This window comes from Pedococcus sp. KACC 23699, assembly GCF_045348425.1.
GTDB lineage: Bacteria > Actinomycetota > Actinomycetes > Actinomycetales > Dermatophilaceae > Pedococcus.
On the sequence record NZ_CP157483.1, the window covers coordinates 2,322,080 to 2,334,520 of the forward strand.

Annotated in this window: 10 protein-coding genes; 4 read left to right on the forward strand and 6 right to left on the reverse strand. The window is 69.8% G+C overall.

Annotation, left to right across the window (positions count from 1 at the left end; genetic code table 11):
* Positions 1 to 63 precede the first annotated feature (63 nt).
* The 5 genes from ABEG17_RS10910 to ABEG17_RS10930 all read right to left on the reverse strand — a co-directional run bounded on the left by ABEG17_RS10910 (position 64) and on the right by ABEG17_RS10930 (position 5,156).
* The gene (locus tag ABEG17_RS10910; protein WP_406829499.1) at positions 64 to 1,182 is read right to left on the reverse strand and encodes a VWA domain-containing protein; all 1,119 of its coding nucleotides are present in this window, start codon (positions 1,180 to 1,182) and stop codon (positions 64 to 66) included.
* Positions 1,183 to 2,226 (reverse strand): VWA domain-containing protein, encoded by a 1,044-nt coding sequence (locus tag ABEG17_RS10915; protein ID WP_406829500.1) that lies wholly within the window; start codon positions 2,224 to 2,226, stop codon positions 1,183 to 1,185. It abuts the gene before it with no gap.
* Positions 2,223 to 3,215, reverse strand: a complete 993-nt coding sequence (locus tag ABEG17_RS10920) for a DUF58 domain-containing protein (RefSeq protein ID WP_406829501.1) — start codon at positions 3,213 to 3,215, stop codon at positions 2,223 to 2,225. The genes ABEG17_RS10915 and ABEG17_RS10920 overlap by 4 nt, the downstream gene beginning before the upstream one ends.
* Positions 3,194 to 4,231 carry an AAA family ATPase gene (locus ABEG17_RS10925; protein ID WP_406829502.1) on the reverse strand — a complete coding sequence of 346 codons (1,038 nt, stop codon included), beginning with the start codon at positions 4,229 to 4,231 and terminating at the stop codon, positions 3,194 to 3,196. Before ABEG17_RS10925 ends, ABEG17_RS10920 begins: the two co-directional genes overlap by 22 nt.
* Before the next feature lie 70 nt (positions 4,232 to 4,301).
* Entirely contained in the window at positions 4,302 to 5,156 is an 855-nt protein-coding gene (locus ABEG17_RS10930) for a S1C family serine protease (protein WP_406829503.1), read from the reverse strand.
* A gap of 329 nt (positions 5,157 to 5,485) precedes the next feature.
* Here ABEG17_RS10930 and paaK point away from each other — a divergent pair, with 329 nt between their 5' ends.
* The 3 genes from paaK (at position 5,486) to ABEG17_RS10945 (ending at position 10,082) form a co-directional block, all read left to right on the forward strand.
* Positions 5,486 to 6,766 (forward strand): phenylacetate--CoA ligase PaaK, encoded by a 1,281-nt coding sequence (gene paaK, locus ABEG17_RS10935; protein ID WP_406829504.1) that lies wholly within the window; start codon positions 5,486 to 5,488, stop codon positions 6,764 to 6,766.
* Positions 6,767 to 6,832: 66 nt separating this feature from the next.
* Complete coding sequence (locus tag ABEG17_RS10940; RefSeq protein ID WP_406829505.1) at positions 6,833 to 7,348, forward strand: hypothetical protein; 516 nt, start codon at positions 6,833 to 6,835, stop codon at positions 7,346 to 7,348.
* A 217-nt stretch (positions 7,349 to 7,565) separates the two neighbouring features.
* Entirely contained in the window at positions 7,566 to 10,082 is a 2,517-nt protein-coding gene (locus ABEG17_RS10945; RefSeq protein WP_406829506.1) for an ATP-dependent Clp protease ATP-binding subunit, read from the forward strand.
* A 99-nt stretch (positions 10,083 to 10,181) separates the two neighbouring features.
* Here ABEG17_RS10945 and ABEG17_RS10950 read toward each other — a convergent pair whose 3' ends face one another.
* A complete protein-coding gene (locus tag ABEG17_RS10950) occupies positions 10,182 to 10,868 on the reverse strand; it encodes a DUF305 domain-containing protein (protein WP_406829507.1) in 687 nt (228 codons plus the stop codon).
* Positions 10,869 to 11,016: 148 nt separating this feature from the next.
* On the opposite strand from ABEG17_RS10950, the gene ABEG17_RS10955 reads away from it, so the two are divergent.
* Complete coding sequence (locus tag ABEG17_RS10955) at positions 11,017 to 12,381, forward strand: LVIVD repeat-containing protein (RefSeq protein WP_406829508.1); 1,365 nt, start codon at positions 11,017 to 11,019, stop codon at positions 12,379 to 12,381.
* The last annotated feature ends 60 nt before the right edge of the window (positions 12,382 to 12,441 follow it).

Genomic DNA, 12,441 nt, shown 5'->3' on the forward strand with positions numbered 1-12,441 from the left:
CCTCCTGTTCGTGCGGGCGCCGTCCGCGCCGTCCGCGCCGTCCTCGCGGTCCGCGCCGCTCGTTCAGCTGGGGTCGGCTCGCCGGTGGCCGCCGAGCCACAAGCCGCCCAGGAGCAGCACAGCAGCGAGTGCGGCGAAGGCGACGCTCACGTCGACCGACTGCTCCTGGGTGATGACGTGCTTGGGGAGGTTCTCGAGGACCCCCTGGAGCTGGTCGGCGTCGCTGGCCGCGAAGTACTCGCCGCCCGTGGTGTCGGCCACGGTCCGCAGTGCCTCCTCGTCGACGACCAGGAAGTTCTGGCCTCCGGGTCCGATGCCGCTCAGGCCCTGTCCGGGGCCGTCGTACAGCCCCCCACCGAGCTGCGCACGGGTGCAGACCATCTGTGTCGGGTCGGTGGTGCCGAACCCGATCGGGTAGACGCGGACACCGCGGGCGGCGGCCTGGGCCGCGGCCTCCTCGGGCGTGACCCCACGGGTGTTCGCGCCGTCGGTGAGCAGCACGACGATCTCTGGGGCCTTCTGCGTGGCCCTGGGCGTGGGGGTGACCGGGTTGCCGGGGGTGCCGGGCGTCCCGGGGAGGCCGCCCGGGATCCCGGGCACGCCGCCCGTGACGCTCGCGGTGTCCGAGGGGGCCACGTCGGGGTTGATCTCGGCGATGGCGTCGATCGACTTGAGGATGGCCGCACCGATCGTCGTGCCGCGTCCGGTCGTGAGGCCGTCGACGGCCTTGTTGAGCTCCTCGTGGTCCGTGGTGGGTGCGACCGCGAGCTGGGCGAACCCGGAGAACACCACGAGTCCGATCCGAGTCCTGTCGTCCTGCTTGTCGATGAAGGAGTGGACCGCTTCCTGGGCCGCCGCGAGCCGGTTGGGGCTGACGTCGGTGGCGCACATCGACCCGGACACGTCCACGGCGAGGATCACCGCCGAGCTGGAGATCGGCACCTTCGCCTGCACCTGGGGTCGGGCGGCAGCGGTACCCAGCGCCGCCAACGCGGCGAGGACGAGCGCGATCGGCACGTGGCGGCGCCACATCCGCTGCGAGGGCAGGGCCGCCCGGATCAGGGCCACGCTGGAGAACGAGACGGCGTGCCGGCGGCGCCGGCGCAGCTGCCAGACGTAGAGGCCGACGAGCAGCGGCACGGTGAGGAGCGCGATGAGCGCGTAGGGGATCGCGAACGACATCTAGACCACCCGCCCGGAGCGCAGGACCGATACGCCGGCGCCGAGCAGCAGCAGGACCGCGGCTGCCGTGGCGAACCACGACGTCACCTCGCGCTCCTGGGTGCGGGCCGTCCACGCGAGGTCGATGGAGCCGTAGACCCTGGACAACGACGAGGAGTCCGCCGCGGCGTAGTAGGTGCCGCCGGTGGTCTGGGAGATCTTGCGCAGAGACGCCTCGTCGAGGGCCGTGGAGATCTGGAACCCGTCGACCTGCAGGACCGTGCCCTGGGTGCTGCCCACGCCGATCGTGTAGATCTTCACCCCGGCTGCCGAGGCCAGGTCCGCGATCTCGAGGGGGTCCGGGTCGGTGGTGTTCTCGCCGTCGGAGAGCAGCACGATCGCCGCGGAGCGGTAGTAGCCGATCTCGACCTGGTCGGCCGCCCCCGGCTCGCTACCGACCTCGATCGGCTTGCCCGCGATGGCGCTCAGCGACGACACGATGCCGCGTCCCACGGCGGTGGCCCCCTGCGGGGTGAGGCGGTTGATCGCGCCGAGCACCTGGGTGCGGTCCTCGGTGGGCTGCTGCGAGACCAGTGCGCTGTCACCGAAGGCCACCACCCCGATCCTGATGTCCGACGGCTGGCGCTGCACGAACGTGCGCGCCGCCGCCTTGGCCGCCTCCAGCCGGGTGGGGGAGATGTCCTTGGCGGCCATGCTCGTGGAGATGTCGAAGGCCAGCACCACCGTCCCCTCGCGCCGGGGCTCGGCCACGCTGGCCGTCGGTCGGGCGAGCGAGACCAGCAGCACGGTGAGTGCGGCCAACATCAACACCGGTGCGAGGTGACGCAGGCGGTCCCGTCGCGGACGGCGCGGGGCCGCCGTGCCGGATACCGTTGCTGCGTGAGGTGATCGGTCCGATCCCGGTATGCCGCCCACGGGCACCAGCCCGATCGCGGCCAGCCCGTCGCGGCGCGCGTCGCGACGCCGCTGCTGGGCTCGGTAGGCGACGACGAGCAGCGGCACGGCCACGAGGCCGAGCAGCATCCACGGCCAGGTGAAGCTCATCGGGACTGCCTCCGGCGCAGCTCGGAGATGCGCGCCAGGGCACGGACGAGGTCGTCGTCGGTGGCCACGGTGTGGATCTGGGTGCCGGCCTTGCGAGCCGCCGCCTCGAGGGACTGCTGGCGTTCGGCGGCCAGGGCGCGCAGGCGCTCGCGGAACACCGCGTCGTCGGTGTCGACGAAGATCTGCTCACCGGTCTCGGCGTCCTCGACGTAGACCATGCCCACGGCAGGCAGCTCGGACTCGCGGGGGTCGACCACCTGGATGGCGACGATGTCGTGGCGGCGGGCCAGCAGGGACAGGTGCTTCTCCCACCCGGGCTGGGTGATGAAGTCGGACACGATGACGAGCAGTGAACGGCGCCGGGCCAGGCCCAGGGCGGCCCGCAGCAGCACCGAGAGATCGGTGGTCCGGGCCTCCTGCGCGGCCGAGGTTGCCCTCGTCCTTCGCCACCGACCCGGTCCAGCCGGCGAAGAGGCCGCGGGCGCCGGTGGTGGGGGACGCAGGAGCGACTGGGTGATCCGCAGCACCTGGTTGCGCCCCTGGGCCGGGGGAATGGTCTCGACCCCGCCGTCGAACAACACGGCACCGATCCGGTTGCCCCCTCTGGACAGCACCTGGGCGAGGGTCGCCGCGACCTCTGCGAGGACGAGCGACTTCTGGCGGTCGATCGGGCCGAACCCCATCGACGCGGTGCGGTCGAGCAGCAACCAGCAGGTGACCTCACGGTCCTCGATGTACTCGCGTACGTAGGGCGTGTCCATCCGCGCCGTGACGTTCCAGTCGATGTGGCGCAGGTCGTCGCCGGGGGCGTACTCGCGCAGGTCGGTGAAGTCGACGCCCGACCCGCGGAACAACGTCCGGTAGTCGCCCTGCAGCCGGCCGTCGAGCCGCCGGATGACACGCCACTCCAACCGTCGGAGCAGTCGCTCGGCGGTCAGGGGGTAGGCCTGGGCCCCACCCGGCTCGGTCAGCGTGGGCCGACGGTCCACGGCGCCTCGCTCTGCTGGGGCTGGCGTTCGCGCAGGGGGACGTCGGGCATGGACACGGCTCGCAGGATCGGCTCGAGCAGGTCGTCCGGGCCGATCCCCTCCGCCAACGCCTCGTACGACAGGACGAGGCGGTGACGCATCACGTCGTAGGCGAGGTCGCGCACGTCCTGCGGTCGCGCGAAGTCGCGACCACGCAGGAACGACAACGCCTTTGCGGCCAGGACCAGGTTGATCGACGCGCGCGGGCTGGCCCCGAACGACAGGTACCTGGCGAGCTCCGGCAACCCCACCGAGGCAGGGTTGCGGGTCGCGCCGACGAGCCTGACGGCGTAGTCGATCACCGCCGGGTCGACGTAGACCGCGTCGGCCTGCTTCTGGTACTCCACGAGCTGGTCCGGCTCGAGCACCTGCTGGGTCGCGTCGAGACGCGTGGTCATCCGCTCGACGACGACGAACTCCTCCGACGGCGTGGGGTACCCGATGACGGTCTTGAGCATGAAGCGGTCGACCTGGGCCTCCGGGAGCGCGTAGGTGCCCTCGGACTCGATGGGGTTCTGCGTCGCCATGACCAGGAACGGGTTCGGGGCTGCGAAGGTCTCGCGCCCGATCGTCACCTGCCGCTCCTGCATGACCTCGAGGAGGGCGCTCTGCACCTTGGCCGGGGCGCGGTTGATCTCGTCGGCGAGGACGAGGTTGGCGAAGACCGGGCCGAGGGAGACCTGGAACTCGCCGTCCTTCTGGTTGTAGATCCGGGTGCCGATGACGTCGGCCGGCACGAGGTCGGGTGTGAACTGGATCCGCTGGAACTGGCCCCCGATCGCCTGCGCCAGCGTCTTGACCGCCATCGTCTTCGCCAGGCCGGGGACTCCCTCGACGAGCAGGTGCCCACGGGCCAGCAGGGCGACGAGCATCCGCTCGACCAGCACGTCCTGCCCGACGATCGTCTTCTTCACCTCGTAGAGGGCCTGCTCGAGCGGGTGCTGCGGACGGCCGGGCTGGGGACGGTGCGGGTCCATCTGCTCTCCTCGTGGTGGGGTCTGGTGGTGCCTGCGGGTATGGCGTGCGGTCGACGGTGCGGCGTCGGTGCTACTGCGGTGGGCGGCCGGCCACACCCCCGGCGGTGGCTATGGGTACGGCGAAACCGATGCCCACGAAGAAGTTCTGCTCGGACGGGTTCGCCAGTCCCGTGACGATGCCGACGACCTGTCCGTCGCGGTTGAGCAGGGGGCCACCGGAGTTGCCCGGGTTCACGGCGGCGTCGAACTGGATCAGGCCGTCGAGCGTCTGGCCGGAGCCGACCTTGATGGAGCGGTCCAGCGCCGAGACGACACCGCCGCTGAGGGAGTGGGTGAGCCCGAGCGGGTGGCCGAGCGGGTAGACCTCGTCGCCGACCTGTGGACCGCCACCGAGGACGGCGGGGACGACGACCTGGGGCAGTTGGGCGGGGGCCAGCACGGCCGTGTCGCTGGCGGCCGCCCGCTGCGAGATGTCGGCACTGGTCTGCGTGCCGTCGGCGAAGCGCACCCGGATCGTGTCGGCTCCGTCGACGACGTGCAGCGCGGTGAGGATGGTCCCGTCGGCACTGATGACGACGCCGGCGCCGGTGCCGTTCTGGGTCCCCCTGGCGCCGACGCCCGTGGTCGTGATGGTGACCAGCGAGGGAAGAGCGGCCTGGTAGGCCCTCGTCGCGTCGGTCGGAGCCTTGCGGGCCTCCTGCTGCGCGTCGGCGATGCCCTTCTGGACCTGCTTCTGCACATCGGCCCGGGTCAGGGCCGGCACCTCGGGTCCCCGGGTGAGGACGTAGGTTGCCCCCGCGACGACGAGCAGGGCGATCACCAGGACCGCCGCGACCCGGCGTCGGCCCGGGCGCCACCGTCCGGCAGGCGGAGTCTCATCGCTCACCTGCCCCCGGGAGGTGTCGACGACCAGCGGCGCAGGCACCCGGTCCACCTTTGCGAGCGTACGTGCGATCGTGGTCGGCGAATACAGGTCCGCGGCATTCACCGGAAACTTTCAGGTTGGCGCGGCCTCGCTGCTGGCGTCCGGGCGATCATGACGAAGCCGGCCGCGCAGCCGACGGCCCGTGATGGGGCGCCGGCCGCAGGGCTGGTGCTGGCACCCACCCAAGGAGCGACGATCGGCGCGGTGGGCCGAGCTCGAGGACCAGCAGGCCGACGGGACGCCGCGGTCGGCAGCGCAGGCCCCGCACGCGCCATGCCGGGCAGATCGGACGCGGGCGGCGCCTTGGGCGGACGTCGTAGATTGCGGTCATGGACAACGTCGTCTCGTCGGTGGTGGAGCTGCGCGCCCAGCAGCTCGAGCGGTTGCGCTGGAGCCTGCGGCACGCCTACGACAACGTCCCCCACTACCGCGCGGCGTTCGACGCGGCGGGGGTGCACCCCGACGACGTCCGGGACCTCGCCGACCTGGGGCGGTTCCCGTTCACGGCCAAGGCCGACCTGCGCGACAACTATCCCTTCGGCATGTTCGCGGTGCCCCGCGAGCAGGTCGCGCGCATCCACGCCTCGAGCGGCACGACGGGCAAGCCCACGGTGGTCGGCTACACCCGCGAGGACATCGACACGTGGGCCGAGGTGATGGCCCGGTCCATCGAAGCGGCCGGCGGGAGGCCGGGCGACATGGTCCACATCGCCTACGGCTACGGGCTGTTCACCGGTGGCATCGGAGCGCACTACGGCGCCGAGCGGCTCGGCTGCACCGTGGTGCCCGTGAGCGGCGGCATGACCGAGCGCCAGGTGCAGCTCATCCAGGACTTCCGCCCCCGGATCATCATGGTCACGCCCTCCTACTTCCTCGCGATCCTCGACGAGATGCAGGCCCAGGGCATCGACCCCAAGAGCACCTCGCTGGAGATCGGGATCTTCGGCGCCGAGCCGTGGACCGAGCAGATGCGCGAGGAGGTCCAGCGCCGAAGCAACCTGCGGGCGGTCGACATCTACGGCTTGTCCGAGGTGATGGGCCCGGGTGTTTCGCAGGAGTCGGGGCTGACCCAGGACGGCCTGCACATCTGGGAGGACCACTTCTACCCCGAGGTCGTCGACCCGATCACCGGGGAGGTGCTGCCCGACGGTAAGGAGGGTGAGCTCGTGTTCACCTCGTTGACCAAGCAGGCGATGCCCGTGGTCCGCTACCGCACCCGAGACCTGACCACGCTGCTGCCGGGAACGGCGTACCCGCAGTTCCGCCGGATGGCCAAGATCACCGGGCGCAGCGACGACATGATGATCGTGCGCGGCGTCAACGTCTTCCCGTCCCAGATCGAGGAGCACCTGCTGGCGATCGAGGGGCTCACGCCGCACTACCTGTGCGTCCTCACCCGACCGAAGCGGATGGACGAGCTGACCGTGCAGGTGGAGGCCGCGTCCGCCTCGTCGGGCCCCGACGAGCGGGCCGGTATGGCGCGCGAGCTCGCCAGCCGCGTCAAGCACCACGTCGGCGTGACGATCGCGGTGGAGGTGCTCGCCCCCCACGCCCTGGAGCGTTCGCTGGGCAAGGCCAAGCGGATCAGCGACCGGCGCGACCTGCGCTGACCGACCGGGTTTCGCCCTGAGCGGACGAGTCTTTCGTCGCGACTGTAACGGTGTAATCATCATTACATGACAACCAAGACCACAGCAGAAGCATGGCTGGCCGGTCGGCTCCCCGCCGACTGGTTCACCGGGCCCGTCGAGGTCACCCGTGACCGCGACGAGCTCGTCATCATCGGGACGATCGCCGAGCCCGAGCTCGACGCCGACCCCGAGGACACCACCGCCCGCGAGATCGCGGCGCGGGGACGGATCACCTCCTTCCGCGAGGACACCCGCGAACGCCGCATCGAGATCGCCCGCGAGCTCGAGCACCTCTCCGGCCGGAAGGTCTCGTGGGGCGTGCGCGTCGGCGAGACCGAGGCGATGTTCACCCACCTCGCGGCACCGGTCATGACCCGGCTGCGCCAGCCCGAGCGCCGGGTCCTCGACACCCTCGTCGAGGCCGGCGTGGCGAAGTCCCGTTCGGACGCCCTCGCCTGGTGCGTGCGCCTCGTCGGGGAGAACTCGGACACCTGGCTCGCCGAGCTCCGCACCGCGATGGAGCACGTCGACGAGGTCCGCAGGAAGGGCCCGGGCGCCTGAACCACCCCGAACCACCCAGGGCCGCGTCCGCTCACGGCGAACATGAGCGGACCCGGCTCAGGGTGGGGAACAGGTGGCCGAGCACGGGCGTTCCTCGAACAAGCCCCACGAGCGGCCCGGTGACCGTCCCGATCAGGTATCGGTCAGGGGAAGGCGCGCGCGAGGCACGTGTCGCACGGATAGCATCGAGGTGACTCGATAGGCAGGAGCAGAAGAGATGTTTGAACGGTTCACCGACCGAGCCCGTCGTGTTGTGGTGCTCGCGCAAGAAGAGGCGCGCATGCTCAACCACAACTACATCGGGACGGAGCACATCCTGCTCGGCCTCATCCACGAGGGTGAAGGCGTCGCCTCCAAGGCTCTCGAGAGCCTCGGCATCTCGCTGGAGTCGGTCCGCGAGCAGGTCCAGGAGATCATCGGCCAGGGCCAGCAGGCTCCGAGTGGCCACATCCCCTTCACGCCCCGGGCGAAGAAGGTCCTCGAGCTCAGCCTCCGCGAGGCGCTGCAGCTCGGCCACAACTACATCGGCACCGAGCACATCCTGCTCGGTCTCATCCGCGAGGGTGAGGGCGTTGCCGCGCAGGTCCTCGTCAAGCTCGGGGCCGACCTCAACCGGGTGCGCCAGCAGGTCATCCAGCTGATCTCGGGCTACCAGGGCAAGGAGGGCGGCTCCGGCGCCGGCGTCGGCGGCGGGGTCCAGCAGGAGGGCACGCCCGCGGGGTCGCTCGTGCTCGACCAGTTCGGCCGCAACCTCACCATGGCCGCACGCGAGGGCAAGCTCGACCCGGTCATCGGGCGCGAGAAGGAGATCGAGCGGGTCATGCAGGTGCTGTCCCGCCGCACCAAGAACAACCCTGTCCTCATCGGCGAGCCCGGCGTCGGCAAGACCGCCGTCGTCGAGGGCCTCGCACAGGACATCGTCAAGGGCGAGGTGCCCGAGACCCTCAAGGACAAGCAGCTCTACACCCTCGACCTCGGCGCGCTCGTGGCCGGCAGCCGCTACCGCGGTGACTTCGAGGAGCGGCTGAAGAAGGTCCTCAAGGAGATCCGCACCCGCGGCGACATCATCTTGTTCATCGACGAGATCCACACCCTGGTGGGTGCGGGGGCCGCCGAGGGCGCGATCGACGCCGCGAGCATCCTCAAGCCGATGCTGGCCCGTGGTGAGCTCCAGACCATCGGGGCGACGACGCTCGACGAGTACCGCAAGCACATCGAGAAGGACTCGGCCCTCGAGCGCCGCTTCCAGCCGATCCAGGTCGCCGAGCCCACGCTCAGCCACGCGATCGAGATCCTCAAGGGCCTGCGCGACCGCTACGAGGCGCACCACCGCGTGTCCATCACGGATGCCGCTCTGGTGGCCGCGGCCAACCTCGCCGACCGCTACATCAACGACCGGTTCCTCCCGGACAAGGCGATCGACCTCATCGACGAGGCTGGTGCGCGGTTGCGCATCCGCCGGATGACCGCACCACCGGACCTGCGGGAGTTCGACGAGAAGATCGCCGCCGTGCGCCTGGAGAAGGAGTCGGCCATCGACGGCCAGGACTTCGAGAAGGCCGCCAGCCTGCGCGACGACGAGAAGAAGCTGCTCGGTCAGAAGGCCGAGCGCGAGGCTCAGTGGAAGTCCGGCGACATGGACGTCGTGGCCGAGGTGGACGAGGAGCTCATCGCTGAGGTCCTGGCTGCCAGCACCGGCATCCCGGTCTTCAAGCTCACCGAGGAGGAGTCCTCGCGACTGCTCCACATGGAGGACGAGCTGCACAAGCGCGTGGTCGGCATGGATGACGCCATCAAGGCGATGTCCCAGGCGATCCGGCGCACCCGCGCCGGTCTGAAGGACCCGCGTCGTCCCGGTGGCTCGTTCATCTTCGCCGGCCCCACCGGTGTCGGTAAGACCGAGCTGGCCAAGACGCTCGCCGAGTTCCTCTTCGGCGACGAGGACAGCCTCATCCAGCTCGACATGAGCGAGTTCTCCGAGAAGCACACCGTGTCTAGGCTGTTCGGTTCGCCTCCCGGCTACGTCGGCTACGAAGAGGGTGGGCAGCTCACCGAGAAGGTGCGCCGCAAGCCGTTCTCCGTGGTGCTGTTCGACGAGGTCGAGAAGGCCCACCCGGACATCTTCAACACGCTGCTGCAGGTGCTCGAGGACGGCCGCCTCACCGACTCCCAGGGTCGGATGGTCGACTTCAAGAACACCGTCATCATCATGACGACCAACCTCGGCACGCGGGACATCTCCAAGGGCTCGCTCGGCTTCTCCGCCGGCGCCGAGACCCGCAGCGACTACGACCGCATGAAGAACAAGGTCACGGACGAGCTCAAGCAGCACTTCCGTCCCGAGTTCCTCAACCGCGTGGACGACATCATCGTCTTCCCCCAGCTCACGCAGGACGAGATCGTGCAGATCGTCGACCTCGAGATCGCCAAGCTGGACAAGCGCCTCAAGGACAAGGACATGGGCATCGAGCTCACGACCGAGGCCAAGAACGTGCTGGCCAAGAAGGGCTACGACCCTGTGCTCGGTGCGCGACCGCTGCGTCGCACCATCCAGCGCGAGATCGAGGACGTCCTGTCCGAGAAGATCCTGTACGGCGAGCTCAAGGCAGGCGAGCTGGTGCTCGTCAACGCCGAGGGTGAGGGCAAGTCGGCGACGTTCACCTTCGTCGGCACGCCGCACCCGAGCGGGATCGAGCTCCCCATCGTCGAGACGGTGGGCGACTCCTCGGAGTGAGCACCGGTATGGCGCGGGGTGACCCCGCGCCATACCTCACCGCGAGAGGGCGGCACCCACACCGGGTGCCGCCCTCTCGCGGTTCGTGGGGCCGGGCGCTCAGGCGAGGCGGTCGAGCATCTCGCGCATGTAGCCGATCTGGACCGACTGGGTCACGTGGATCTCGTCGCCCAGCTGGCTGACCACGTCGTCGGTTCCGTCACGGTGCTGCTGGACCACCATGGCCAGGGCACCCTCGTGGTGGGCGGTCATGAGCGTCAGCCAGAGCCGGTCGGCCTCCTTGCCGCTGACCTCGGCGAGCTTCGCGAGCTGGGCCTGCGACGCCATGCCGGGCATGGCGCCGTGGTCGTGTGCCGTGCCCCCGGCGGACTCGGGGTTGGCCGCCTGCGGGGGCACGCTCTTGCCGTTGGCCTTGAGCCACTTGGCCATCGCGTCGATCTCGGGGCGCTGCTCATCGGAGATGCGCGCCGCGAGGGCCCTGACCTGGCTGTCGCCGAGACGGTCCTGCACGAGCGAGACCATGACGATGGCCTGGGCGTGGTGGACGATCATGTCCTGCATGAAGCGGACGTCCGCCTCGAGGACCTTGCCCTTGGCCGACGGCAGGGCAGCGGACCCGCTGAGCGAGGCGTTCGGCTCCCCGGGCGAGCCGGGCTGGAGCACCGGTGCGGTCGGCGAGGTGGCCGTGGTCGTGGGGGGTGCGGACTCGCCGGAGCACCCGCACAGCACCAGCGCGAGACCCAGGGCCAGACCCGGGGCCAACGTCTTGGCAGCTCGGTTCCTCATCGGCTCACCCTAACCGGAAGTTTTTACCGGAAGCAGGACATAGCGGTCTTGTGATGCTGGCTCGGACCCGGGCAGGGTGGACGAATCGTCATGATTCCGACGCTGAAGGGGCGCCGGAACGGACGCCTCTACGGCAGGAGCCTGCGAGATGAGAATGCGTCACACGGTGCTGGCCACCGCAGCCGCGCTCGCCCTCACGATCCCGGCAACTGCGGCGTATGCCGCTGATGGGGTCGGCAAGTCCGGCACCCAGCTGGGACCGGACGAGATCGGGCGCAGCCAGAACGTCGAACACCTCACCAACATCCCGAGCAGCGGCCCCCTCGCGGGCGCGACGGGGACCGACCTGGCCTTCCAGGGCGGCATGGCGTTCGTCGGCAACTACAACGGGTTCGTCATCTACGACGTGAAGAAGCCCGACAAGCCCCGCATGGTCGCCCAGGTGAACTGCCCGGGCTCCCAGAACGACGTCACCGTCTCCGGTGACCTGCTCTACCTGTCGACCGACTCCTCCCGCTCGGACGACTCGTGCACCTCGGTGCCGCAGTCGGCGACGATCAAGGAGTCGTGGGAGGGCATCAAGATCTTCGACATCTCCGACGTCCGCAACCCGCGCTACATCAAGTCGGTGGAGACCGCGTGCGGTTCGCACACGCACTCGCTCATCCCCGGCAAAAAGACCGACGTCCTCTACGTCTCGAGCTACTCGCCGAGCGAGACCTACCCGGACTGCAAGCCGCCGCACGACTCGATCTCGATCATCGCGGTGCCGAAGAAGTCGCCGACGAAGGCCGCGGTCGTCGCCGAGCCGAACCTCTTCCCCGACGGTGGCTACACCAACACCTCGGGCTGCCACGACATCACCGTCAACCCGGCCCGGGGCATCGCCGCCGGTGCCTGCATGGGTGACGGCATCATCATGGACATCAGGAACCCCCTGGAGCCGAAGGTGGTCGAGCGCGTCAGGGACACCACGAACTTCGCGTTCTGGCACTCGGCGACGTTCAACAACGACGCCACCAAGGTCGTCTTCACCGACGAGCTCGGCGGCGGTGGCGCGGCCACCTGCAACGCGGCGATCGGCCCGAACCGTGGCGCCAACGGCATCTACGACCTGAGCAAGGACCACAAGCTCACGTTCCGGTCCTACTACAAGATCCCGCGACACCAGTTCGACTCCGAGAACTGCGTGGCCCACAACGGCTCGCTGATCCCGGTCGAGGGCCGCGACGTCATGGTGCAGTCCTGGTACATGGGCGGGACGAGCTTCTGGGACTTCACCGACAGCTCCAACCCCAAGGAGATCGGCTACTTCGAGCGCGGACCGGCCGGCCCAGCCGGTGGTGGGGGCGGCACGTGGTCGTCGTACTACTACAACGGCCACGTCTACTCCTCCGACCTCGGCAAGGGGTTCGACGTCCTGCGCATCACGGACAAGTCCCTGAGCAAGGCGGCCAAGGTCAAGATGGACCAGCTCAACGTCCAGACCCAGCCGATCTACAAGGTCAAGTAGCCGCTCGACGTCAGACCCCGCCGGCGCGCGCCCGGCGGTCACCGGTGGCCCGGACCCGAC

Excerpts from the sequence above, each read along its gene's own strand:
- ABEG17_RS10910 (WP_406829499.1), bottom strand. The coding sequence starts at position 1,182 with ATGTCGTTCGCGATCCCCTACGCGCTCATCGCGCTCCTCACCGTGCCG.
- ABEG17_RS10915 (WP_406829500.1), bottom strand. The coding sequence starts at position 2,226 with ATGAGCTTCACCTGGCCGTGGATGCTGCTCGGCCTCGTGGCCGTGCCG.
- ABEG17_RS10925 (WP_406829502.1), bottom strand. The coding sequence starts at position 4,231 with ATGGACCCGCACCGTCCCCAGCCCGGCCGTCCGCAGCACCCGCTCGAG.
- paaK (WP_406829504.1), top strand. The coding sequence starts at position 5,486 with ATGGACAACGTCGTCTCGTCGGTGGTGGAGCTGCGCGCCCAGCAGCTC.
- ABEG17_RS10940 (WP_406829505.1), top strand. The coding sequence starts at position 6,833 with ATGACAACCAAGACCACAGCAGAAGCATGGCTGGCCGGTCGGCTCCCC.
- ABEG17_RS10945 (WP_406829506.1), top strand. The coding sequence starts at position 7,566 with ATGTTTGAACGGTTCACCGACCGAGCCCGTCGTGTTGTGGTGCTCGCG.
- ABEG17_RS10950 (WP_406829507.1), bottom strand. The coding sequence starts at position 10,868 with ATGAGGAACCGAGCTGCCAAGACGTTGGCCCCGGGTCTGGCCCTGGGT.
- ABEG17_RS10955 (WP_406829508.1), top strand. The coding sequence starts at position 11,017 with ATGAGAATGCGTCACACGGTGCTGGCCACCGCAGCCGCGCTCGCCCTC.